Origin of the sequence: Wolbachia endosymbiont of Armadillidium vulgare str. wVulC (assembly GCF_001027565.1) — a bacterium.
In the GTDB taxonomy this organism is placed as follows: domain Bacteria; phylum Pseudomonadota; class Alphaproteobacteria; order Rickettsiales; family Anaplasmataceae; genus Wolbachia.
Genome location: NZ_ALWU01000001.1, coordinates 51,578 through 76,982 on the forward strand (window position 1 = coordinate 51,578; position 25,405 = coordinate 76,982).

Annotated in this window: 21 protein-coding genes, 1 tRNA gene and 1 pseudogene; 9 read left to right on the forward strand and 14 right to left on the reverse strand. The window is 34.5% G+C overall.

Annotation, left to right across the window (positions count from 1 at the left end; genetic code table 11):
• Positions 1 to 4 precede the first annotated feature (4 nt).
• The 4 genes from wVul_RS00255 to wVul_RS00275 form a co-directional block, all read right to left on the reverse strand.
• Entirely contained in the window at positions 5 to 1,639 is a 1,635-nt protein-coding gene (locus wVul_RS00255; RefSeq protein WP_047758690.1) for a ribonuclease J, read from the reverse strand.
• Positions 1,640 to 1,808: 169 nt separating this feature from the next.
• A complete protein-coding gene (dnaJ, locus tag wVul_RS00260; RefSeq protein WP_047758691.1) occupies positions 1,809 to 2,921 on the reverse strand; it encodes a molecular chaperone DnaJ in 1,113 nt (370 codons plus the stop codon).
• 82 nt (positions 2,922 to 3,003) lie between these two features.
• Positions 3,004 to 3,081 (reverse strand) — tRNA-Arg (locus wVul_RS00265).
• A gap of 766 nt (positions 3,082 to 3,847) precedes the next feature.
• Complete coding sequence (locus wVul_RS00275; RefSeq protein WP_047758693.1) at positions 3,848 to 6,829, reverse strand: AIR synthase-related protein; 2,982 nt, start codon at positions 6,827 to 6,829, stop codon at positions 3,848 to 3,850.
• A 107-nt stretch (positions 6,830 to 6,936) separates the two neighbouring features.
• On the opposite strand from wVul_RS00275, the gene wVul_RS00280 reads away from it, so the two are divergent.
• Positions 6,937 to 9,528, forward strand: a complete 2,592-nt coding sequence (locus wVul_RS00280) for a PD-(D/E)XK nuclease family protein (RefSeq protein ID WP_047758694.1) — start codon at positions 6,937 to 6,939, stop codon at positions 9,526 to 9,528.
• Here the strand turns inward: wVul_RS00280 and wVul_RS10195 are convergent.
• Both wVul_RS10195 and wVul_RS10200 read right to left on the reverse strand, forming a co-directional pair.
• Complete coding sequence (locus tag wVul_RS10195; protein WP_410543403.1) at positions 9,485 to 9,673, reverse strand: ribose-phosphate pyrophosphokinase-like domain-containing protein; 189 nt, start codon at positions 9,671 to 9,673, stop codon at positions 9,485 to 9,487. The two genes, wVul_RS00280 and wVul_RS10195, sit on opposite strands and share 44 nt — an antisense overlap.
• Complete coding sequence (locus wVul_RS10200; RefSeq protein WP_238580331.1) at positions 9,674 to 9,844, reverse strand: ribose-phosphate pyrophosphokinase-like domain-containing protein; 171 nt, start codon at positions 9,842 to 9,844, stop codon at positions 9,674 to 9,676. It abuts the gene before it with no gap.
• Between the two features lie 402 nt (positions 9,845 to 10,246).
• Between wVul_RS10200 and wVul_RS00290 the strand changes: the two genes are divergently transcribed.
• From wVul_RS00290 to wVul_RS10205, 3 genes and pseudogenes are all read left to right on the forward strand, one after another.
• Positions 10,247 to 12,688 (forward strand): coiled-coil domain-containing protein, encoded by a 2,442-nt coding sequence (locus tag wVul_RS00290; RefSeq protein WP_047758695.1) that lies wholly within the window; start codon positions 10,247 to 10,249, stop codon positions 12,686 to 12,688.
• A 145-nt stretch (positions 12,689 to 12,833) separates the two neighbouring features.
• A complete protein-coding gene (gene fumC / locus wVul_RS00295) occupies positions 12,834 to 14,219 on the forward strand; it encodes a class II fumarate hydratase (protein ID WP_047758696.1) in 1,386 nt (461 codons plus the stop codon).
• Between the two features lie 529 nt (positions 14,220 to 14,748).
• Positions 14,749 to 14,935, forward strand: a pseudogene (locus wVul_RS10205) (hypothetical protein); the annotation flags it as partial.
• Positions 14,936 to 15,029: 94 nt separating this feature from the next.
• Here the strand turns inward: wVul_RS10205 and wVul_RS00300 are convergent.
• On the reverse strand, positions 15,030 to 15,281 hold the full coding sequence (locus wVul_RS00300; RefSeq protein ID WP_047758697.1) for a hypothetical protein: 252 nt from the start codon (positions 15,279 to 15,281) through the stop codon (positions 15,030 to 15,032).
• 236 nt (positions 15,282 to 15,517) lie between these two features.
• Here wVul_RS00300 and mtaB point away from each other — a divergent pair, with 236 nt between their 5' ends.
• The gene (gene mtaB / locus wVul_RS00305) at positions 15,518 to 16,744 is read left to right on the forward strand and encodes a tRNA (N(6)-L-threonylcarbamoyladenosine(37)-C(2))-methylthiotransferase MtaB (protein WP_047758698.1); all 1,227 of its coding nucleotides are present in this window, start codon (positions 15,518 to 15,520) and stop codon (positions 16,742 to 16,744) included.
• Between the two features lie 60 nt (positions 16,745 to 16,804).
• Complete coding sequence (locus tag wVul_RS00310) at positions 16,805 to 17,722, forward strand: P44/Msp2 family outer membrane protein (protein ID WP_047759058.1); 918 nt, start codon at positions 16,805 to 16,807, stop codon at positions 17,720 to 17,722.
• A 283-nt stretch (positions 17,723 to 18,005) separates the two neighbouring features.
• Here wVul_RS00310 and wVul_RS00315 read toward each other — a convergent pair whose 3' ends face one another.
• From wVul_RS00315 to wVul_RS00325, 3 genes are all read right to left on the reverse strand, one after another.
• Positions 18,006 to 18,509 carry a protein-disulfide reductase DsbD domain-containing protein gene (locus tag wVul_RS00315; RefSeq protein WP_047758699.1) on the reverse strand — a complete coding sequence of 168 codons (504 nt, stop codon included), beginning with the start codon at positions 18,507 to 18,509 and terminating at the stop codon, positions 18,006 to 18,008.
• Positions 18,510 to 18,782: 273 nt separating this feature from the next.
• Positions 18,783 to 20,441, reverse strand: coding sequence for a chaperonin GroEL (gene groL, locus wVul_RS00320; protein ID WP_047758700.1), 1,659 nt, complete (start codon positions 20,439 to 20,441; stop codon positions 18,783 to 18,785).
• Between the two features lie 90 nt (positions 20,442 to 20,531).
• Entirely contained in the window at positions 20,532 to 20,822 is a 291-nt protein-coding gene (locus tag wVul_RS00325) for a co-chaperone GroES (RefSeq protein ID WP_047758701.1), read from the reverse strand.
• A 124-nt stretch (positions 20,823 to 20,946) separates the two neighbouring features.
• On the opposite strand from wVul_RS00325, the gene ygfZ reads away from it, so the two are divergent.
• Positions 20,947 to 21,744, forward strand: a complete 798-nt coding sequence (gene ygfZ, locus wVul_RS00330) for a CAF17-like 4Fe-4S cluster assembly/insertion protein YgfZ (RefSeq protein WP_047758702.1) — start codon at positions 20,947 to 20,949, stop codon at positions 21,742 to 21,744.
• 105 nt (positions 21,745 to 21,849) lie between these two features.
• Here ygfZ and wVul_RS00335 read toward each other — a convergent pair whose 3' ends face one another.
• Complete coding sequence (locus tag wVul_RS00335; RefSeq protein WP_047758703.1) at positions 21,850 to 22,122, reverse strand: type II toxin-antitoxin system RelE/ParE family toxin; 273 nt, start codon at positions 22,120 to 22,122, stop codon at positions 21,850 to 21,852.
• Positions 22,119 to 22,370: a hypothetical protein gene (locus wVul_RS00340; RefSeq protein WP_047758704.1), complete on the reverse strand. Its 252-nt coding sequence runs from the start codon at positions 22,368 to 22,370 to the stop codon at positions 22,119 to 22,121. The genes wVul_RS00335 and wVul_RS00340 overlap by 4 nt, the downstream gene beginning before the upstream one ends.
• Before the next feature lie 125 nt (positions 22,371 to 22,495).
• Here wVul_RS00340 and wVul_RS00345 point away from each other — a divergent pair, with 125 nt between their 5' ends.
• Positions 22,496 to 22,717 carry a hypothetical protein gene (locus wVul_RS00345; RefSeq protein ID WP_047758705.1) on the forward strand — a complete coding sequence of 74 codons (222 nt, stop codon included), beginning with the start codon at positions 22,496 to 22,498 and terminating at the stop codon, positions 22,715 to 22,717.
• Positions 22,718 to 23,132: 415 nt separating this feature from the next.
• Here the strand turns inward: wVul_RS00345 and tatC are convergent, their stop codons facing one another.
• Together tatC and gap are read right to left on the reverse strand one after the other, a co-directional pair.
• A complete protein-coding gene (tatC, locus tag wVul_RS00350) occupies positions 23,133 to 23,882 on the reverse strand; it encodes a twin-arginine translocase subunit TatC (protein ID WP_047758706.1) in 750 nt (249 codons plus the stop codon).
• 3 nt (positions 23,883 to 23,885) lie between these two features.
• Entirely contained in the window at positions 23,886 to 24,857 is a 972-nt protein-coding gene (gene gap, locus wVul_RS00355) for a type I glyceraldehyde-3-phosphate dehydrogenase (protein WP_047758707.1), read from the reverse strand.
• 159 nt (positions 24,858 to 25,016) lie between these two features.
• Here gap and wVul_RS00360 point away from each other — a divergent pair, with 159 nt between their 5' ends.
• Positions 25,017 to 25,376, forward strand: coding sequence for a hypothetical protein (locus tag wVul_RS00360; protein WP_047758708.1), 360 nt, complete (start codon positions 25,017 to 25,019; stop codon positions 25,374 to 25,376).
• Positions 25,377 to 25,405 lie beyond the last annotated feature (29 nt).

Sequence of the window (25,405 nt, forward strand, 5' to 3'; positions counted from 1 at the left end):
ATTTCTATACCTGTTCTATCTGGACTTCAATTATAGGTCTTTTTAGTAAATATTCCTTTAAGATACTAAATATTGAACTTTCAATCTTATTTCTTATTTTTTTTATCGGTTGTGGGCTAAATGCTGACTCAACCTTCTCTATGATCTTTTGCATAATGGCTGCATCTTCTTGCGCTTCGAAAACACCTGGTGCAAATACTTTTGGCTTAGCAAGCAATTTATTTTTCTTGTTTACGACTGCTGTCACTACGATAACTCCAGCATCTCTCATTTTCTTACGCATTTTTATAACACTGCACTCCGGATGACGCAGCAACATACCATCAATACCAAAGTAGTCAACATCGATTGAATCAACTTTTTCTCCGTTCTTCAAATTAACAATATCACCTGGTGCAATCATTATTGCTTTTTTCACACCGCACTCTTTAGCGAACTTTACATGTGCATCCGTATGAATATACTCACCATGAACCGGAATAGACATCTTAGGTTTTATCAAAGAGTACATTTCCCTTAGCTCTGCTTTTACTGGATGTCCGGAAGCGTGAACATTCTCTGTTTTTTCAATAACAACTTCTACTCCCATCTCAATAAAGGCATTGAGCATGTTATGTGCACGAGTTTCATTGCCAGGAATGATTTTTGACGAAAAAATCATTGTATCACCTTGCTGCATTTTAAATGCTTGATGACTCTTATTAGCAAGCCTTGAGGTTGCTGCCAGTGGCTCACCTTGACAACCTGTGCAAAGTAGCACCAGTTCTTCCCTTGGAAAATTTACTGCTTCCTTTGCTTCTAGAAACTCAGGAGAATCAGTTAAATAACCACTATCTTGAGCAACTTTCACTATTCTCCATAAGGATCTACCAAGTAAAACCACCTTCCTATTTAGTGCTTGTGCAGCTTTAGCGATAGTCTCAATTCGCGCCACATTTGAAGCAAATAGCGACACAGCAACCAATTTTTTAGACCGCTTTATTATGTTATAAATATTATTATAAATTTCACCTTCTGACTCAGGGTGATGCTTGCTTAATATATTGGTTGAATCGCAAATTGCTGCAAGCAGGTCACCTTTATCGCCAATTTCTTTTAGACGCTCTATATTAGAAGTTAATCCAACAACAGGTTTTGGATCAAATTTCCAGTCTCCAGTATGAAGCGCACTACCTACTTCAGTGCTAATTAATATTGAATTTGCCTCAGGAATTGAATGAGTTATGTTTATAAATTCAACAGTGAAAGGACCAAAATTTATACTGCCATTTATGTCCACCTCTTTCATAGGCACTATACCTTCCAATCGAAATTCCTTTAGTTTCTCCTTGAGAAAATTAACCGTAAACTTTGTTGTATATATGGGACATTGCAACTCTTCCCACAGATGAGGTACTGCACCACAGTGATCCTCATGTGCATGTGTAATTATTATTCCAAGCAAATCTTTTTTTCTTTGAGCAATAAAATCTATATCAGCAATGAGCAGCTCAACACCTGGCATAGTTTCATCTGCAAAACCAACACCAAGGTCGATCATAATCCACTTGCCTTGGTAATGATATAGGCTAACATTCATCCCGATTCTTCCTACTCCTCCAAGTGGAAGAAATAAAAACTCATTTTTGTTTATGTTCATTAATTTTAAATTATTAAAATGTGAGGATAGCAAAACTTCGACCTTAAATAAAGAAATTTATCACTTTTGCATAACTTTAAGAAATCTTTTTACTAAAAGAGAAGGCTTTCAAATTGCTAAAAAGAATTAAGTGTAAATAGCTATTTCTTTATGTCATCTAACAGATTTCTCATTTTTTTTTTACTTTTCCAAAAAATCCTTCGGATTGTTGCACACTTGCATTTTCTTCTTCAAGCGCTTTTAATAGCTCAATTTGCTTTTGAGTTAAATTCTTTGGATTTAAAGTCTCAACTATTACTTGTACGTATAAATCGCCACGAATATGTGAGTTCATATATGGCATACCTTTTTCCCTATAACGTAGTTTAGTACCGGTTTGAGTGCCTTCAGGGACCTTTACTTTTATTTTAGTTCCATCAATTGATTGGACATCAATTTCACCGCCAAGTACTGCTAGTGTCATTCTTATAGGCACTTTACAGTGTAAATCTGCTCTATTGCGAGTAAAGATTTGATGAGGAGCTATTTTCACACATACATATAAATTTCCGCTTTTTCCACCTCTTGTTCCAGCTTCTCCTTTACCGCTTACCCTTACTTTAGCTCCCTCTTCTATGCCCTTTGGAATTGAAACGGATATATTTATTTCATCTCTTTTACGTCCATTCCCACCGCATTTCTTACACTTATTTTGTATTAATTCTCCTTCTCCATAGCATGTAGTGCACGTCCTTTCAATGGTAAAAAAGCCTTGTTGAGCCCTAATCCTACCGCTTCCCTGGCATGTGTGGCACTGAGCTGGTTTTATTGCTCCTTCGCTACCTGTGCCTTGACATGTATTACATTTTACATTTGTTACATAAAGTATAGGTGCTTGTATTCCTTTAAACGCCTCTTCTAAGGTAATTTCAAGGTCGTAGCGCAGATCTGCTCCAGATATTCCTGTCGTACTTCTTTTTGCTCTTGACCTACTTGTACCACCACCGAATCCCCCACCAAAAAAATCATTAAATATATCGCTAAAATCCCCTCCAGCTTGGCTGAAATCAAATCCACTAGAAGCACCTTCATGACCATAACGATCATAACCTGCTCTTTTTTCAGAATCGGATAGAACTTCATATGCAGCTGTTACTTCTTTAAATTTTTCCTCTGCTTCCTTATTACCAGGATTTCTATCAGGGTGATATTTTAATGCTAATTTTTTATATGCTTTTTTTATCTCATCAACACTAGCATTTCTGCTCACCTCTAGCAGATCATAGTAGTCTTTTTTGCTCATATGTAATAGTTCAGTATTTAGCCTTTAAAGATAGGTATTGCATATATCAATTTCAAGTATGACTCCTATTTCCTATAAAATATGGTGCACCCTGAGCGACTTGAACGCCCGACCTTTTGATCCGTAGTCAAATGCTCTAATCCAACTGAGCTAAGGGTGCTTGCACAAAATTGACTTTAGCAGGTTTTGTAGTTTAGTTCAATTGATTTGGCTAAAAATAAAACCTTTACCATACATGAAACTTATAAAAAACTGCATTAGCTCTCTTGAGAAGAATTTTGAAATTCCAGCCACTTTAATTTTATGATTAACTTAGATATAACAAGTTATGTAGAAATCTTAAAATATTTCTTATTTATTAAGCAGAATAAATACATTCCTGTAAATAAGCAGATACTCAATATCGATGCATAAGAAAATTTAAAAGTTAAATCTCGAATATATATTGATAAACATTTACCTGAAGAAAATCTGTATAGTAGCCCAACACACACAACGGTACTATCAATAATTGATGCTATAATTAAAGTAACAAAATTTGCCATATGAAAATTCAACTTGGACTTTAGTTCTTCAAAAATAATTATGCTTGAGAGAAGAGAGACTAAAATTGCAGTATATAAAACCAATATCATCAAACTAAAATTTTGTAATTTAAAAAGACAACATATCACTGTACATGCTATTAAGCTGTACGTAGCTTTGCTTCTACCATAAAATTCAACCATTGAGTTGACAACTAAAGCAGCTCCCACAAATAAAGCAGCACATATCATTAATTTATTTGAAGCGTTGAGTAAAGAAAGACTGATAAACAAGAGTATCGATAAAATAGACATGGTTACCTACCCAGAAATAATATACGTTTATTCTAAGTAAACATTACGTATAGTAAAAGAGTTATTAAGCATAATACAAAAAATATTTTATATTATGCTACGATAACTGCTTCCTAAATCTTTCAGATCTACTTTTAAGATATCCTTTATGTTTAGAAATTTCTCTTCTGTCACTTTGCCAATACATGAAAAAACTATACCTTTAAACAATTTTTCAAACTTCCGCTGATTTTGCGGAGCAATGGTTACTAATATTCTACTTTGCGATTCAGAAAACATTATTATCTTGTTTATTAGATCTATATTCTGTGTTTTTCCTACTTTCACTATTGAAAGATCAACTTCAGCACCAAGATTACCTGCAATTAGCGATTTTGCCAAAGCAACAGCCAATCCTCCCAAATTTGGTGCAATTGCAGAGGCAATTATGCCATCTTTTATTGCCAAGTTGTAGAGCTCATACAACTTCTTGGCTTTTTTTGCATCTACTTTTGGTACGTTGTTATTACCTATTCCACTATATAACTGATATTCAGACCTACCAAGTTCATCGAGTGTTTCTCCAAGCACGTATATTAAGTCTCCTGGTATTTTCACATCAAGCGATACTGCATTTTCAATATTTTCTATAATTCCAATTGCTGAAATGAGTAACGAAGGTGGTGCAGATATCATCACTTTCTCGCCATTTTCATCATATCCCTTGAAGTCATTGAACATACTGTCTTTTCCTGATATGAATGGCGTTTTAAATGCAGTTGCATAATCATAACAAGCCTCCGCAGCTCTCTTTAGTTGCCAAAGCCTTTCTGGATTGTAAGCATCACACCAGCAAAAATTGTCGAGCAACGCCAAGTGATTTATATTTCCTCCTGCAGCTACATAGTTGCGTATTGCGATGTCAATCGCGCATGCTGCCATATGGTAAGTGTCAATTTCTCCATAACTTGAGCCAAACCCCTGTGATTTCACAACACCTTTGTTTGAAGAAAGAACCGGCCTTGAAACAATTGCTTCGCTGCACACTCTTCCCTTGCCCTGCAATGGTTTCAGCACTGACGAGCCCTGAACTTCATGATCGTATTGTGCCACTATGAACTCTTTGCTGCATATGTTTGATCTGCTCAGCATTTCTTTTAGCTCAGTCTCTTGATTTATTGTATTGCGTGTTGGAATGACAGCAGGCTCCTTAGAATACGGCTTTGTCTGTAAATGCATTTTAGGGTTGCCATCATGCAAAAACTCAGTTTCCATATCCATTATTACTTTCCCTTTTGGACATTTAACAATAGCTTTACCACTATTGCTGAACTCTCCAATTACGCTGACTTCCACATCATGTTTTTTCATAATCTGCTTGAACATAAGGAGATTTTCTTTCGGCACTGCTAAGGTCATTCTCTCTTGTGATTCTGATATCCATATTTCCCATGGAGCCATATCATCGTTTTTAAGTAGAACCTTGCTTAGATCAACTTCAAATCCATCTTTTCCCATTTCACCTATAGAAGATGACAGCCCTCCTGCTCCGTTATCTGTTATTGCATTGTAAAGACTGAGGTCTCTTGCTTCTATAACTGCATTGGACAATTTTTTTTGCGTTATAGGATCACCAATTTGCACAACTGTTGAAGGGCTGCTTCCTGACAGCGCCTCTGAGGAAAATGTTGCGCCGTGAATGCCATCCTTTCCAACTCTTCCGCCAATAATTACAATTTTATCGCCATTTTTGGGTTCTTTTATGTGTGAAGGTGCATTATTTATATTGCGTGGAATGATCCCGACGCTTCCAACAAAAACTAACGGCTTTCCACAGAACCTATCATCAAAATATATCGATCCAAGTTGCGTTGGAATACCAGAGCAATTACCAGCAACATTAACGCCATGGATCACTTTTTTCATTATATATTTTGGCGGTAAGATTTCATCAGTGCGCTCTTTGTCTCTATAAAGTTTGCCTTTTGCTTCTTTGGTAAAGCAAAAATAATAAGTGTTCATTATAGGTTCTGCACCTTTGCCGAAACCTACTATATCGCGATTAACTCCAAGCACTCCAGTCATTGCTCCACCAAATGGATCAAGAGCTGAAGGACTATTGTGGGTTTCAACTTTGTCTACAATCAAGTAATTGTCATCGAAGATTATTCCTCCTGCGTTGTCGGAGAAAACTGATACACATATGTCAGAATTTATCTCACGCGTTGCACGCTTAATATAATGTGCATATAAGCCGTCTTTTATTTCATCAATAGAAGAGCAAAAGATGTTGTGCTTACAATGTTCAGACCAAGTCTGTGCAAGAGACTCAAGTTCAATATCATATGGATTCCTACCGAGCTTTTTAAAGTAATCCTTTATAGCTTTCATTGCTATCAGAGAGAGCCCTAAAGTGCCATTACCATCGATTCCATCTCTGCTGATTTTTTCAAGCTCTTGGTCACTCACGTTGAGGTCAACAGACTTAGTACTATCCTCTGTCATCCCAACCCTACCTTCTGTCATTCCAGTGCTTGACACTGGAATCCAGTTTGCATTATACAATTGCTTGAAATTTTCTGGATCCCAGTGTCGGGGCACTGGGATGACACCAGATGTTGTATTCGATTTACCATAATATTTCCGGCTGTAGTTCTTGCAGATAAGTGTACAATACTCAGTAATAGGGTTGAACTCTTGTTTTATATCGTCTTCAGTTGCTTGACTTAGAATCAATTTTGAACTTCTTGCTTTTATATGAACATCTTCATCGACATAGCCTTTGCTTATTAAATACTCTCTAACAATTTGTTTCGCTGTGTTGCCTACATTGTCGGTAATGCCAGGTAAGAAGCTTATCTCCAAGCCCCACTTTGCTTGTGGTTCTATGAAGTCATATTGAACTTCTTCAAGGTCTTCATTGTAGAAATAATAACGGCAGTCTTGTATGACTTTATTATAAAATAGCCCACAAATTTCTTCATGTAATTTTGATGGTAATTTTTTGCTTATGTAAATCGAGTAAACATTAACTACTCTTTTGCGGCCAACTTGCTCACATTTATTTAAAACTTCTATTCTGATAGTCATGTAATGTCATGAAAGATTTTAATATATAATAGCATAAGAAACTGCAAGCACATTTATATTTTAGATAATTTCTGTACAATAAAGCATCGTGCTAATAGTCATTTTTCATGGGAAAAGTTTTTACCATTAACGTAGATGCATCCTTTTTCGATGTGCTAGTCCAGCATATATTTTCTGGATATGAAAGAAAAGAAATTCCTGAAATAAAGATCATACTTCCCTGCAAGAGGGATGTGATAGCATTACTGAGTGCATTCAAGAGTTGCAGCGCTATAATTTTGCCAGAGATAGTTTCACTAGAGAATATTGATGAAGAAGATTTAATATTAAATCTTGATAGAGTTAAAGTTATCAACCCAACAAAGAGAATGCTGCTATTGATTCAATTCATATTGAAGTGGAATAAAAAAAACAATGATAATTTTCCAATCGATCTAGCTTGCAGTTTGCCATCATTGCTTCAATATACCCAAATAGCGGATTATTATCAGCTCGATGAGCACTCAAAGAAAATGGAGAATTTCATAAATTTACTTATTGAAACATGGAGTAAAATTTTAAAAGATTTAGGAGTAGTAGATATATTAGAACATAAGAGTGATTACATAAACAATATGATAATCTCTTTACAAGAAGACCAACATATAATCTTTGTTGGAATTGGAAAGGATAAGTCGTTAATTAAGGCTATATATGACCTGCCGTTTGGAAAAATAATTTTGCCTAATCTGAATTTGAAAATTAAAGAGAAAGACTGGAAATTGCTTGATAAAAAACACTATCAATATTGTCTGAGAGATCTGCTCGATTATTTAAATGTGGATAGAAGGGATGTTAGCTGCTTGAACACTATAGAGAATGAAATAACTGACTATGTCTTTGATACAACTGCCGATCTAAGCAAAGTTAGTAATGGACATATTGGCAATATTGAAGTCATCACTTGCGATTCCAGAGAGGAAGAAGCGCAAGTGACGTCACTGATTATAGAGAATGAAGGTTACGAAAATGTTTCTTTGTTTGTCTTTGATAAATTACTTGCAGCTCGTATGGCGTGCACCATATCGAAAAACTATTCTTGTATAACGCTCCTATTTTACAGCATTGAAGTTTTGACCTCAAATTGGAACAGTGTGGCGCTGCTTTCGCTACTAAAACATAGTCTAGTGACTTTTGGTTACACTCAAGAAGAATACACTTGTATTTTGTCTGAGTTTGAGATAGAAGTATTGCGTAGCTTCAGTACAAACGGTCTGAGCGATATTATAAATGCTATCAATGCTCATAGAAAGCTAAAATATAAAGAAGATATATTAATTATTATCAATAGCTTAAAAGCTATACTTAATTCTCTACTTAATCTTATAAATCACCCTATTTCTGATATAGTAGCAGCTCATTTGCAGTGTATTAATGTGCTTTCTAATGTGAATTTTTCAGAGCTAAATGGTGAAATAGGTAATTTTACTCGTGATTTCTTGAACGCATGCGAAGGTATAGCAATTGATTGTTCCTTGGAGTTGTATAGTAAAATTCTGATATTATTTTTAAAAAGAAAGTTTTTTTCTCCAGAAAATAACTGCGATAAATTTAGCTTATATCACAATAAAGTTGTAATACTTGCTGGATTTAATGATATACCAAATTTCCAGAATCCGTTTTTGAATGCACTGACTAGAGAAAAATTCAACCTTCCTTCTGTGCAAGAAGAGCAAGGGTATTTTTTGTATACTTTGCGCAATTTATTTGGTGCTGGCAAGGTTTATATTACGAGGCTAATGAGTGATAGAAAATCAATTCTATTGCGCCGTTTGGAGGTTCTGTTACAAGAACCAAAATATCCTTACCGCGATTGGCTAAGAATATTAAATACACCTGAGTGCATTGTTCCATGTACTCAGCCTATGCCAAAACCTCAAACTGAAGTTAGGCAAGCAAAAATGCAGGTAATGTCTTGCAGCGCAATAGAAAAGCTAATTCGTAATCCTTATTCATTTTACGTTGAATATATACTGGGCCTTAAACAATTAAGAGACTTAAATTTCAAGCCATCGATATTGGAATTTGGCACTATGGTACACAACATTCTTGCAAGATATTTACGTGACAGAAAATTCCCAATGAGTGTTGCACGAGAAGTATTCTCGTCTAGTCAGTTCCACTTTTCAAATATATGGTGGGTAAGACTGCAAAGGGTAATTCAATCTTTTGTCGAATTTGATGAAGTGAGAAACAATCATGTCGAGTTAGAGAAGGAGTTTTCTTATCCAATATTTCATGATCAGTGTCAAGCTACTCGAGTGACAGAAGAAATTTCACTGACAGCAAGATGCGATCGACTTGAGTATCTACCAAGTGGACAAGTAGCAATTATAGACTATAAACTTGGTTCACCCCCTTCCAATGAAGAAGTTATGTCAGGATTTTTTCCGCAGTTAATTTTACAAGCTTTAGCAGTGGAGTACACAACAAAAAAAGAAGTCTCGGAGCTTGCTTATTGGAAACTTGATTATGATAAAATAAAGGTTATTGCTTTGAAAGATTATAGACAAAAAATGCACGAATTTCAGAATATTCTACCAAATTTCTTATCTAATTATTTAAGAGATACTACTCCCTTCATTGCCTCTCCGTATTTCAATAAATTCCTAAGATTTAACAGCTACAAGCAACTAGAAAGGATAGAAGAATGGTTGTAACTAATTTAGCACTTAAGGCAGATTGCATATTATTGTTTTTAATAACCCTATCCTGCCTACTATATTCATAATAAGGAACAATTGCTGTACTCTCTTGACCTCTTTGCTGCATCAATTGTAAGCAAAAGCTCAATAAGATTATCATTTACAGGTGGAGAAATACGCATACTTCTTGATTATGTAGACCATTTGCTACTTCTACATTTACCTTACCATCGGCAAATCTTAACACCCGAGTAGGGAATAGTTGAACATTTAGCCCACTCGCTATTGAATTTTCTAGTCCTTTGCTGGCACCGCCTATTATTGCTTTCATATATACTCATTGAGTTTTTAAAACTATACAGAAATCATGGAATGATTGAAGCTTTATTCTACTAAATAATCTTCCTCCTGGATGGTTGTGAGCTGATGTTATTGATCTTGCTAACGCTTTTTTAGACAAGGTCAAACCAAAGCTTTTGAAGGTAGCACCTTTATAGTTTTCGCGTCCAATAAAAATTCTTGCATAGCTTAAAATGTAGTGCTAATATTAGTATAGTAATACAAATAGATAGTGAGGAATAATAAGCAAATAACTAAGGCCGGGTTTAATACTCGCAGTTACTCCTAACGCAACTAAATTTAACTACAAAGGTTAACATAAAAGGAGTTCTGATAGCTTAGTCATTCCTAAAGTAGATGTATTACCAGAACAATGTAGTAAAGGGGGTGTACTATGTCAACAAATTTCCTGATATTAAAAAACATATTAGCAGAGCTGAAAAGAAAAAATAGCATTACTGTTTTAGGAGAATACTATCAGGGCAAATGGGAGTTTTATGACTCGTTAATGGATTTGGCAAATGATGAAAAAGCGTATAAAGACCTTATAGAATTAGCAAATCAGGCAAAAAAAGCTGTAAGTAAGTATTTTAGAAGGAAAGACATAGAGCTTCAAGCTTTTTATGTAGGGACTGAAGATGCTAATAGAGTGTTAAACATTAACCTTACTAATTACAATAGAAGTGAGCCAATAAGAATTAGCGATATCTTGCAGCAAGAAAGGGATATTAGCGAGTTGAATATCTATTGCGATAAAAAGCATAACATATACGCTTATCGAAAAGGTAAGGAAAGACATTATGAATTTAAAGAGGACGCATATTATGAAATGACAAGCACTTGGCCTGTGCAGGACAAGCATGGGAAAACTTTTACCTGTACTATGGTTATGAATGTAAGTAGTTCTGGTATAACTGAAGTATTGCAGTTTAATGGTAAAGATTTTGAATCGCCACCTAAGGAGTTTTGGAAATTAATAAGACAAAATGAGGAATTATATATTCAAGGCCTCTCTCTACATGATGCTGTAAAAGCATTATTGGCAAAGAATAAAAATGCTTCAGCTGTTAGTAATCTGCAAAATAACGAACATAGCCAAGACGAAAAGCTGAAAGACCTTGAAAATGATATTAAAAACAGCTCTATTCTTTCTCTCATCGGCAACAACGTATCAACTCAAACAGAGATTAATCCACAGCAGATTGCAACTCAGGTGATTCATCCAATTGCAATTCAAACAGAAGTTAATTTACAGCACACTGAAACTCAGACAGAAGTTGCTGTGCAGCACGTTGAAACTCAAACGGGAATTGGCTCTCAACAAGCTGAAATTCAGAATTTGCAAGAAGTTGCAATTCAAGCAGAAGTTAATCTGCGAGAAGCTGCAGTGCAAACAGAAGTTAACTCACAACAATTAGATCAAAAGCTTACAAAGGCTGAGCAAGAAACTAGAGAATTAAACGAGCAGAGGAACCATTTACAATATAGGCTCGATGAGGCTAAGCAAAAAAATGTGGAGTTAGAGAAGCATAATAGTGATTTACAGAATGAACTTGGAGAAGAGAAGCAAAAAAACGTAAAATTGCAAATTGGACTAACACAAAAAGATGAGAAGCTAGAAAATATATCAACAGAGCTGCAAGAAAAAGCGCAAGAACTTGAAAGTGTTCATGAAGAAAAGAAAGATCTAAAGACAAAGCTGGAAGTTGCCAATGCAGAAAGAAGAGAGTTGATAAATGAGCTAAGCAAATTGCAAAACGCATTAGTTCATCTGGAAGAAGAAAGGTTTCATTTGAAAGACGATCTTGATCAGTTAAGAAGCGATAATGAGAGTATAAAGAAAAGCAAAGAGGAGCGAATATCAGATTTGGAAAAAAAGTTATTATCATTGCAAGAAGAAAATCGAATGTTAAGCAATCGTATAATTAAGCAAGGAAAATCAGAACAGGAATTCATGGAGGCTAAGCAAAAAATTGAAGAATTAGAGAAGTATAATAAAGAAAAGCAAAAAAATGCAAAATTGCAAGCTGAACTGACACAAAAAAATGAAAAGCTAGCAAATATGTCAACAGAGTTGCAGGGAAAAGCACAAGAACTTGAAAGTGTGCATGAAGGAAAGGAAGACCTAGAGAAAAAGTTAACAATTGCTAATGCAGAACGAGAGAAACTGAAAAGTAAAGTGAATCAGTTAGAAGAAGAGGCAAATGAAAATGAAAATGAAGTAGACCGCATGAGATATCAACACGATAAATCGTTAACGAATTTAAAATCTCAAATGCGAAGCTTAGATGATGAGTACAACACAAATTTGGAATCTTATAAACAATGTATAGATCAACTAAAGTATGAAAATGGAGAGTTAAAGAGCAAGCTAGAGCTTAAAGATGAACAGAGTGAGAGGCAAAGAGAACAGTTACGGCAGGAGATAGAAGAAGAAATAACAAATGAATATCATCCATTACTGGAATTAAAGTTTAAAGAATATGACAATAAGATTGAGGAATTGATGCAAATAGTTGCAGATAAAGTTCAGGAAATTGAAAGAATAAATAAAGAAAAAAAAGAGCTAAACGATAAAGTGCAATACTTAAATAGCCAAGTAGAAATGTTAAGTTTAGCGAATGATCAACTATTTATTAATAAACAGGAGGCTTTGTGTAGTCATTCAAAAACGTTTTATCACCTTACAGAAAAAATTGATGATTCAGAAAAAAAATCTAGATCTTCAAGCTTTAATAGCGTATTTAATAGCGATGATGATGATCACTGTAGTTCACCTCTAGGTCCCATCAGCAGTACCTCAAATGTGTGTATTAATAAGCTGAGACAATTGTAGTTGAGTTAATGCCCATAGTGATAGCAGTGGCAGTTACATACAAGATCTAGTATTGAAATGGATGGAGTTTGGAAGATAATAGGCAGTTGACACTGAAACCCAATATGATTTACATATGTAGTGTCAAGTACTAGAAGGAGGAAATATGGATAAAAAAGTTAGAATAGAATCAGATAGCTTAGGAGAAGTAAAAGTACTAAGTGAACATTACTGGGGAGCGCAGACTCAACGTTCTTTGGAAAATTTCAAAATTGGCACAGAGAAAATGCCGGAGCCTCTGATTAAAGCGTTAGCAATAGTAAAACTTGCAGCAGCACATGTTAACATGAAGCAGGGTAGCATAGATAGTAGGGTAGGGGACGCAATCTGCACAGCTGCAAAGGAAATAATAGACGGTAAATTCAATAACGAATTCCCGCTTGTTGTTTGGCAAACAGGGTCTGGAACGCAGACCAATATGAATATAAATGAAGTGATCAGCAATCGTGCAATAGAGATTTTAGGCGGTGATTTGGGTAGTAAATCTCCAGTGCATCCGAACGACCATGTGAATTATGGTCAATCATCAAATGATACTTTTCCGACAGCAATGCATATAGCAGTAGCAGAGCAAATAAACCGCTTGCTTATTCCCAATCTTGAGGAATTATATAAAGCGCTAAATAATAAGGTTCAGGAATTTAAAGATATAATAAAAGTAGGACGTACTCATCTGCAAGATGCAACTCCTCTAACACTTGGACAGGAATTTTCTGGCTATACGGTTCAGATTAAAAAGGGAATAGAGAGAGTAAAGTCAACTAACGTATATGAACTTGCACAAGGTGGCACTGCGGTTGGCACGGGACTCAATACTAAAAAAGGCTTTGCCGAGGATTTTGCTAAAGAAGTGGCAGGAATCACCAATCTTCCGTTTATTTCAGCAAAAAATAAGTTTGAAGCGCTAGCAGCAAATGATGCTTTGGTTGAGCTCAGTGGAGCACTCAATACAGTAGCAGTCAGTTTGATGAAAATTGCAAATGATATAAGGTTACTTGGTTCTGGTCCAAGATGCGGAGTTGGAGAAATAATGTTACCAGAAAATGAGCCTGGCTCTTCAATCATGCCAGGTAAAGTGAATCCAACTCAATGTGAAGCAGTAACTATGGTATGTGCTCAAGTTATGGGAAATAATGTTGCTGTGACAATTGGCGGCTCAAATGGTCACTTTGAATTGAATGTGTTTAAGCCAGTGATAATTTACAATGTTTTACAGTCTATAAGACTTTTAGCTGATGCAAGTTTAAATTTCGCAGAAAAATGCGTAGTTGGTATTAAAGCAAACAAAGAAAGAATAAAGGATTTACTGAATCAGTCGTTAATGTTGGTCACTATATTAAATACACATATAGGATACGATAATGCAACAAAAATAGCTAAACTTGCTTATAAAGAGAACATCACTCTAAAAGAAGCAGTGGTAAAACTTCAGCTACTCACTGAGGAAGAATTTGAAAGGATAGTGAAACCAGAAAAGATGATAAATCATTAGTGCCTACTCCTCTATTCTTTCGTCTGCTAGATCCAGAGTATAAGTAGCGTAGATACTGCTAAAGAAAAAGCCAGGAATGTTCAAAAAAGTGTGTCAAGCCTCCATTTTTTATATCAATTTATTACTTTTTTTTCAGTTTGATACACTTTTTTGAACCATAGGCGTCAAGTTAAGGAAAAGTGGCATAAGAAAGAAGAGAAGCGGTAAAAATTATTTTAGACATTAAACGATAAAATTAGTAATTTATAGACTCTTTAAAAAAAAATTATCTTATTTTAGATCAAGATTTCTTAACAAATAAGATATCTACCTTAAATGGTTGCTATATTGGGCGTATTCTCTTAACTTGACGCATATGCTTTTTTAAACATTCCCAAGAAACTTGGGATGAAGCTTATTCTGACATTTATGTAATAAAGGATATAGATGAATTTGCATGGTAGTATAGTAAGCTTCAGGGTTTAGCAAAATTGTTGGACTGCTTTTTATTTATATCGCTTAAGGTTAATATTTTTTATCATTGGCCTTAAGCCTTTTTTCTCAGGAACGCAACATTAAAATGTTAAATAATCTGACTGCATATCTGCAAATTCTTTCCGTGAGCTCCAATTCTAGCGATTCTGTTTTAAACAACAAAATTATAGTGTTTACTGGTAAGCTACGTGCTATGAGTAGAGGAGAGGCAAAATAAAGCTCTGGGGGCAAAGATCAGTTCAAAGTCTTATGTCCCCCAACTTTTGCAGTTATTAATTCACTTGCAAGTTATTTAAACAGAATACACATGACATCCAATAACGATGATAACCTATATTATAACACTTCGAGATCCGTAGAATAGGGCTGGCTAAGGTTCTCGTACATTCCTGTATGCTGAGAACATAAAAGCTCTTTTGATTCTATCCCTAAATCCTCAAGCATTTGCTCCTGTTCAGCTATAAGTTCTAGTAGTCCTGTTCCTCCACTTTGACTTATTTCACTTCGTTCAAGACACATAAGTTCTTTTAACTCTGCTATGTCCTCTCTAGAAAGCTGATTTTTTTCAGAAAAAGTTGCTTCACTCATATAGTCCTCTTTAATTGATAAAAAAGTACTTTATACAATGAAATAACTAAGATAATCTAAATTCTTGTGTCATATTTACAACTCAGTATAGTTATATGGTACATTTCAGATAAGGATTTAGTGCTCTGGCTATATTTCTCTAAACGCAGCACATAATTCAGCAAGCACTTATTTACCAAAAAATAGTCATTTTGTTTGGATATTTGATATAATTTAGGTCTATTGAAGCAAAGAATATGAATGAAGTGATAACATTTGGTTGTCGTCTAAATTTTTACGAGAGCGAGTTAATCAAAGAAGCGTTAAAAAAAGCAAAGAGAGAAAATGTTGTTGTAGTGCATAGCTGTGCAGTGACAAACGAAGCAGAGCGTCAAGTAAAGCAAAAAATACGTAAGATTTATAAAAATGACCCAAGTAAAGAAATTATTGTAGTTGGCTGTGCTGTTCAATTAGATCCTAAGTCTTATAGTGATATTCCTGGTGTAAGTAAAGTGCTGGGTAATCAAGATAAGCTAAGAGCTAAAAATTATCTACTAGATAATGATGAAATCTTAGTCAGTGATAACCAAGTAGAACCTGTTCTGATTAATGGATTTAAAGATAAATCGAGGGCATTTATTGAGATTCAAAATGGTTGCAATCATAGCTGCACATTTTGTTCAATTACTGAGGCAAGAGGGAATAATCGATCTGTGCCAATAAACAGTATTATAGAGCAAATTAAGATTTTTATAGACAATGGGTATCAAGAAGTGGTGTTTACAGGTGTTGATATTACTGACTTTGGTACAGATTTGTTTGATAAGCCATCACTTGGTTCAATGATTAGAAGAGTTTTAAAGGATATACCACAGTTAAAGAGACTAAGACTTTCCTCTATTGATGTTGCTGAAGTTGACAACGAATTAATGGATTTAATAGCTAATGAGTCAAGACTTATGCCTCATTTACATTTGAGTCTACAATCTGGTAATAATTTAATACTAAAGAGAATGAAGCGTCGTCACAACAGAGAACAAGTGATAGAATTTTGTCATAAAATGAAGAACTTGAGGCCTAATATAGCATTTGGTGCTGATATTATTGCTGGATTTCCAACAGAAACTAACGAAATGTTTCAGGATACAGTTGATCTACTAAAAAAAATAAATGTAGTTTACCTGCATGCTTTTCCATATTCAGAGCGGAAAAACACGCCTGCTGCACGAATGCCGCAAGTACCGGAGAATGTGCGTAAAGAACGAGTAAAGCATCTAAGAGAGATAAATAAGGAAATAATGAGCAATTTTTATCAATCTTTGATCGGTACTAAACAAAACGTTCTGGCTGAGCAAAATCATGTTGGTAGAGCAGAAAATTTTGCATTAATAAAACTTACATCAAAAGCTCAAGCTAAAAATATTGTAAAAGCTCATGTTACAGGAACAGAAAATAATTATTTAATTGGAAATATTCTTTCTTAATTTTTGTACATAAAAGAAATATATGATATAAGTAGTTATGCTATAAATAACAATTCATTGGTGATGAATAAAATATCTATTACTTTATTTTTCATTTTCATTACATGTGTCTATTTTTTTATTGCTTATGTCAGTAACAATACACACATTGAGCAAGTGCAACCCTTAAAATTAGAAACAGACAATAATGAAAGTGTGATACATTCTGAAGAGGTTGCTGAAAAAGAAATACCAATAAAATGTCAAGAACTTGAAAGTAATTCACCTTCTATTTTCCAAGCAGCTGATCAGAAAAATATGTGGCCACGTATTGCAGATCAAGCTGAGCCTACAAAAAAGAAATCAAAAAAACTTGATTTTTATGTTAGCGCTAACGGTGGTAAGGTATACCATGATAATTCAGAAACATTTGTAAAGGGTATACAAGCAATAGGAAAAAGAATCCTAAACTTGATCGAAGAGGATCATTACATTAACATTATCGTGAAAAATATAGCAACAAGGGAAATTGAGAAAATTCTGGATTTTAATGGTACGGTTGATTTCCAGTGGCTTAACAGCATATCTTTAGGTTACTATGCTGGAGAAAATGGCCGAGTTGATTTTGAGACCATATATTCTAAAGTTAATATTGAAAATAGTAATTCTCCTCCGGTATTTGATAAATCAGCAAGTGTGTCTGCATTTTTATTAAACTTCTATTATAACCCTAATATTCAAAATACGCAATTTGCTCCGTACATTGGTCTTGGTATAGGACCAACAGTTTTTAGATTAAAAAAGATTAATGGGTTGCCCCAAAATTCAATGCCACTGGATATTCCTTGGTTTGCTTATCAAATAAAACTTGGTGTTGATTATTCAATAATTCCAGAAGTTAAAACCTTTCTCGGCTATCGTTACTTTAATATTCCAACACCTGTTGCAGACGACATATCCACTCATAATATTGAAGCTGGTTTGATATTGAATTTTTAGTAATACAGGCAATGGCGTCAACTTAAATTAGCAAACTCTCCTAAATTATGATACCTTATGAAAAAATTCATGCCTTTTATTATTTGATCTGCAAATTCTTTATTAAAAAATTCAGAAAAATGCTGTATAATTACCCATAAACTTTGGTAGAACTTATCAAAGTTTAGTCAACCCAGAAACTTCACAACAGCTTATTGAATGAGCTAAAGCCACTAAACAATCTGTTCAAAAATTAGCAGGAATAATATTTTTAAACTATTGCCTTACTTGCCCACTGAGAACTCTATTTTTCATACCACTCATTTATGAGTTTATTGATATCAGAGTCTATAAAATCCTTTAGCGGTTGCCTGGTTTTTACCTCAGCATTTTTAGGGATACACCTATCTTTACATATTGCATACTTTATATGAAAGTTAATATCAACGTATTCCTGATTTGGAACTATATTAGTTTTAAAGGGAAATAACACCATATCTTCATATACGTTACTAACAAATGTAACTTGTCCAACTTTATCTTCATGTTCCTTGGGAGTAGGCCAATGGATATCTATATTTGATGTGTTACCCTTACAATCAAAGGAAGTGGGAAGGCCGAAATCTCCAGGATCTTTGTAATATATATGCCAACCCGGTTTTATTGTAACCTTTATTGCGCCTTCAATGGCGAGATTTGCTTCATTTACTTTACCAATGAGCAGATCAAATTTTGCAACTTCTTCTTCAGCATGCAATTGAGTGCAAAAAAAAAGCAAAAGTAGCATTGAATGTATACGTATTTTCATAAATACTCTATTTACGAAGAAAATAATTTGAATTTTAGCTGTTATAATAAATAATATTATATAAATTATTTATTAATATAGTATTATACTAATACAAGTATACCAGCAATTATAACTTTCATATGCTATTTTTTATTGTTAAGCAGTCACAATATAACGAATATAAATAGTAGTGCATTTCTACACCAAACTTACTATCTTTAATAAATGTAAGATTTCCGAGAACTGGAAAGATACCTTGGAGCAAATTGCTCCAAGGCTTGTTTTATTTATTTAGAATCCATTCATTCCACCCATTGCTCCTGCACCCATAGGTGATGAAGCATTGTCTTCTTTGTTTGGTAGATCAACTATCATAGATTCCGTAGTAATGAGTGCACTTGCTACAGACACTGCTGTTTCAAAAGCAATACGAACTACTTTTGCCGGATCAAATACACCAGATGTTGATGCATTAGCATAGTTCATAGTCTCAACGTTGTATATAAGCTCTTTATCATTCTGCTTAATTAGATGATCAATGATAACAGCAGATTCAAGACCAGCATTTTCAACTAATCTTTTGATTGGAGAGCTGAGAACTTTTTTGACAATGTTAATACCTATTTGTTCTACATCGTTTGCACCTTTTAGCTTATCAAGAACAGATGCAGCGTAAAGAAGTGCAACTCCACCACCTGGAACTATACCTTCTTCAATTGCAGCTCTTGTTGCATGCAGCGCATCTTCGACTCTATCTCTACGCTCTTTAACTTCCACTTCAGTTGCTCCACCAACTTTGAGCACAGCAACACCACCTGATAATTTTGCTAAACGTTCTCTTAGCTTTTCTTTATCATAATCAGAGGTTGAAGTTTCAATTTGAGACTTAATCTGGTTAATTCTAGCATTTACTCTGTTTTGTTTATCACAGTCACTGTCTTCACTAACAATTGTAGTATTGTCTTTAGTGATTTTAACATTTTTAGCAGTACCAAGATCTTCAAGAGTTAGATCTTCCATCTTGATTCCAAGCTCATCTTTTATGACATACTTAGCACCTGTTAAAGCTGCTATGTCTTCGAGCATTTCCTTTCTCCTATCACCAAAGCCTGGAGCTTTTACTGCAGCAACTTTTAGACCACGTAATTTGTTGATCACTAAAGTGCTTAATGCTTCACCCTCAATATCTTCTGCAATAATAAACAAAGGTTTACCGGACTTGAAAATAGTCTCAAGAATAGGAAGTAAGGATTGAATAATATTAAGTTTTTTTTCCGTAATCAGTAAATATGGATCATCAAGCTCCACGCTCATCTTTTCATTATTTGTGATAAAGTATGGAGAGAGATAACCGCGGTCAAACTGCATACCAGTTGTAAGTTCGACTTCTAATTCTTTTGAACCCTTACTCTCTTCAACAGTGATAACACCTTCTTTTCCAACCTTTTTAACAGCATCAGCAATGCTACTACCAATATCTTTATCACCATTTGCAGAAATTATTGCAACTTGTTCAACTTCATCCATTTTCTCTAAAGAAATTGTGCGAGACATCGACGTAGTTTCTTTTAATACCACATCTTTTGCCTTCTGTATTCCATTCTTAATACCAACACGATCATTTCCAGCTGCAATTAACTTTGAAGCTTCCATTACCATATTGCTAGTTAGTATTGAGCACGTTGTTGTACCATCACCAACTTTGTCATTACATTGAGAGCAACTCTGAGCAAAGACATTTACTATTGCAGCGTGTAATGGTTTTTCAGGCTTTATGCCTTTCATTACTTTATAGCCATCTTTTGTGACTTCTGGTCCACCATATGGCTTGCTAATTCCTACTGTTTTTCCCCTAGGTCCTGCAGTTACTGCTACCGTTGAGTCAACCATTGCTGCAACTTCACGAAAGGCTTCTTGTAACTGTTCGCCTGATACTACTATATTAGCCATTTTTATCACCCCTTAAATTAATAAAAAATTTAAAATATTAAAATACATAATGCACTTATATAGCGCATTAATTTAGTAAAATAGAGATAACTATTTGATAACAGCGAGTATATCTGACTCCTTCATTACGATATACTTTTCATTATCATGCTCTACTTCTGTTCCAGCCCATTGGCGATAGAATATTTTATCACCAGCTTTTACAGTTAAAGCTACGCGCTCTCCGCTTGAGTTGCGTGAACCACTGCCAATTGCTATAATTTCACCTTTAGTAGGCTTCTTTTCAGCGCTTGACGGAAGTACAATTCCACCTTGTTTTTCTTCGTTGATAGGCTTTACTAATACACTATCATCTAATACACTTAAGTTTACGTTTGACATTTGTCTTTCCTCATTAACAAACTAACCTACAATTCTATGTAGTCATCTAAAGGTTACATTTCAAGGGTTGGGGTTAGTAAGATACAAGAAAAAGTGTATAATTTAAGGTTTGAATAGAAGTTTTATGGGTTACATACCGCTACCAAATCGTGGTGTAATATCTTTATATGGACCAGATACAAGAGGTTTTTTGCAGGATATTATAACAAATGATATCAATAAGTTAGATAGTCAAAAGGCTATTTACTCTTTATTACTTAGCCCTCAGGGAAAATACCTATACGATTTTTTTCTTATTGAGTATGACAAATATATTTTTCTTGAGTGTGAAAACACTCATCTGCAGCAAATAATTGAAAAACTAGATTTGCTCAAAACTTACTTGAGAGTGAGGATTAAAGATGTTAGTTCGTTGCATGAGGTTGGAGTCTTGTTTAATACTAAATTAGTGGAGGATAGTAATGAATCGCAAGTTATTTTCCAAGATCCAAGACATAGATCTTTAGGAATGAGGATTATACATAAGGGTAAAATAAAGGAATTAGCTGGAGATTTTACTCAATATGAAAAAGTTAGAATTCAAAATCTTATTGCAGATGGAGCGAAAGATATGGTGCAAAATTCGTCATTCCCGCTGCAATACTTAATTGATAAGATAAATGGCATAAGCTTTAATAAAGGGTGCTATATAGGTCAGGAAGTTGTAAATCGAATGAGCAGACAAGAAGCATTCAGAAGGAAACTTTACCTCGTTGAGGGAGAAAATGCACTTCCAAATATTGGCACTAAAGTAATTAGTGAAAATAATGAAGAAGTAGGGGAACTGCGCTCTAGTGTGGACAATATTGGACTTGCATTGCTTAATACTGAAAAAAGCCATGCAAATTTATATGCAGGTGGAGTTAGCATTAAGACGTTATAATGGGAATCAATTTTTCGTGTTTACCAATTTAGATTGCTGGCTAGCTATAAATCAAATGTTAGGAGGAGTGGCAGTATTGTAGGTAAATTTGTAGTATAACTGACTTTAATTTTTCTTCCTATAAGATTCTTTTCTGTGTTTTATTGAAGTGATAGTTACTTCGCACTCTGCAATGTCTACTGTATAGATAATACGATAATCGCTAACTTGTAGCCTTCTGTGCCCTTTAAGTTCGTAGAGCAATGGTGCACCAACTTTCATTGGTTCATCTGCAATTCGCTCGTCTATAGCTCTTATAATACTTTTCTTGATTGGTGACGATAAAGCAGGGAAATCTTTCTTAACAACGTTTTCTAAATAAGTAATCTTATATTTCAGTTTGTACCCTCAACTCTTTTAGCTAATACTGTATCCCAGTTTATATCCTCGCTTCTAATCTTTTTCGTGCCTGGAACATCAAGCTCAGCAGCACGCTCGATTAGTATTCTATCTTCCTCAAGTTCAATTGCTTGTTGCATTAACTTCTCTGTTAATTCTTTTACAGATTTGTTTCTTACTTCAGCAAGTCCAGTAAGGCACTTCGAAGTTTCTTTGCTGAAAGTTATACTAAATCTTGAATCTGCCATAAGTTTTACCAAAAAAGTATAGTAATAACTATACAACATTTTTCTGAAATTTTCAATAAAAAAAACGTATCTGAAAAGTAATTATACTATTATCGATATAGTATTAATACTTTAAGGAAAATATTATGGTAAATGATTTAAAACCTAAACAAGATTTGATTCCATCGATACTTAGGGCATACGATCCACATCATGATTGCCACAGAAATTGTGAAACTATACATCCTTTCAAGGCATGCTGCGAGTATTTAATATCAGTAAAGAGAGAAGATGGTAGCAAAAACTATCTGTGGCTGCTCTTTAGCAGTGTTAATCGCTTGGTGTTGGGGCTATTCACAACATTGTGAATAACTCAGTTGATAATCCAGTGGAATACGTAGTTTACGCGTTATTAGTACTTGAGCATTTTTCGATGCTAATCTGGAGGTGCAACAGGCACTTTTTTATGCTGTTTGAGAAGAGCAAAAATTGCATTTTCTCTTGCTGAAAGCTTGTGTTGCTTATATTTTCCATAATGTATATTATGTAATTTTCGATACTAATGACTGTAAAGCTTCTAGGTCATTTTTGATTACTACACTAATGTTAATTTGGTCTAACGCCTTGTGACTACTGTTAATTTTGGTAGACTTTGTCTCGCCGGGATGCCCATAAGGTAGCTAGTAAAGGGCAATTTACATAATTCCACTATCAATGTTAATATACTCAAGCAAGAAAAAGCGCTCTGGTGTTCATCCTTTTTTTATAGCTAATATTCTTGATTCAATCCTTTGCTTTCTTCTCAATATATCTACATATTAGGATAGAGAGCTCGTATAATACCAGCATTGGAATTGCAAGCCCTACTTGGCTTAGTACATCAGGTGGAGTTAAGATTGCGGCAATAATGAAAATTACCACTATTGCAATTCTGCGTTTATTTGACAAACTTTGTGCAGTGAGTAGCCCTACCCTCACCATTAAGGTGAGTATGACTGGAATTTGAAATGCAGTACCAAACGCAAACATGAATTGGAGAACAAGGTCTAAATATTCACTAACTGATGGCATAAACTCTATCGGTATACCGAAAGACTTTCCACTATGTTCAAAAGCAATAAAAAATTTCCAGGCCAAGGGAAATATGTAGTAATAAACTACAGCAGCTCCCGTTATAAACAAAACTGGTGTTGCAATTAAGTATGGCAATAACACTGCCTTTTCGCGTTTATATAACCCAGGTGCTAGAAACATATAGAATTGCCATGCAAACACAGGAAAAGAAAACAAAAGTGTACTCATTATTGCAACCCTGAGATATACGAAAAACGCTTCTGTTAAGTCTGTATAGATTAGAGAAAAATCATCGCTATCTTTTGTAACTTCTATTAAAGGTGCAAGTAAAAAACGGTATATATTTTCTTTAAAGTAGTAACAAAAACCGAAAGTAACACAAAAAAATAGAAAGCAAAAAATAACCCTTTTTCTGAGTTCCGCAAAGTGCTCATAAAATGAAGCATATTTTTTATTCATACTTTACAATAATGCTATGTCTAACATCCTTAGTGAAAAAGCCCATTCATTATCGTACCACGCTGCAACTCTACAGATATCACCTGTGACATATGTACCAGCTAAATCCACAATTGCACTATAAGGGTTATGAACAAAGTCTATTGAAACTAAAGGTTCTTTACATATGGAAAGTACATGATTTGCTGAATTCTTAAACATTTCATTTATTTTTCCAACTGTTACCTTCGTATCAGTCGTAAATTTAAAATCAACCATAGAAACATTGCTAACTGGAACTCTAATGGCAGTGCCATCTAGCTTTCCTTTTAACTCAGGAATAACAGAACCAATAGTTTTTGCTGCCCCAGTTGTAGTTGGCACCATAGACAGGCCACAAGCCCTTGCCCTGCGCAAGTCTTTATGATTGCCATCAAGAATATTTTGATCATTTGTATAGGCATGTATAGTGGTCATAAAACCGCTTTTTATACCTAAATTAAAATGTAAAACGTGTACAATTGGAGCCAGACAGTTTGTAGTACAAGAACCTGCTGAGATCACTTTATGCTCCTTTTTGAACATATCGTTATTTACGCCGTAAACTATAGTTACGTCAGCATCTGAAACTGGAGCAGAGACAATTACTTTTTCTGCATTATGCTTTGCTGCTTTCGCACGCTTGTTGAATGCACCAGTGCATTCAAGTACCACATCAACATTCCAAGGAATATTCTCAGGATTCCGTTCTCTATATAAAGAAAACTTTTTACCATTTATAGATAGCCAATTTCCAGACTCGTTAAAATCAATATCACCACTGAATTTACCATGAACAGAGTCATATTTAATCAAATGTGCATGCTGCTCAGCACTGAGTGACCCATTTACAGCTACGACTTCTATTTGCTCACCATATTTTTCTATTTCAAAAATAGCACGCAATACACTTCTGCCTATTCTACCAAGACCATTAATTCCTACACGAATTGTCATTTTTCCATCTTAAAAGTTTAATTATAGGGAATATTGCCTGATATTTCATTCTATTCTTTTAGTTGTTAATCCTAATGTTATAATATATTGATGCTTATCTTGACTAAAGAAACTGTATCACTTAATTAATAATATCTAAATTTTAACTTGGAGTAGGTTATGCATGGATTACCAATGACAAATTCAGATAATCAGTATCAGCAAAGAAAAATAGAAGCATTGCAAAAAGAAAATAAAGGACTGTCAGAAAAAGTGAAAACACTACAGAAAATGTCAGTGCTGCACAATGAAATGCTAGTAATGCTACAGTGGAAATCAATAACAGAGAAACTGCGCACAGAAATATTAAAAAAACTGCTAGAAGCACCTCAAGAAGCAGCAGCATTTCAATTAGAAGAAAGAGATGAAGATCAGCAAGTAATAGAAGACATACTGGATATGCAAGAAGAATTTGAATCTTCACAAAATTTGGAAAATGCTACCACTGAACAACAAAATATGCAAGGACAGAACATATAGCTCTTTCCTACTCTTCAGAGTTAGCTAAA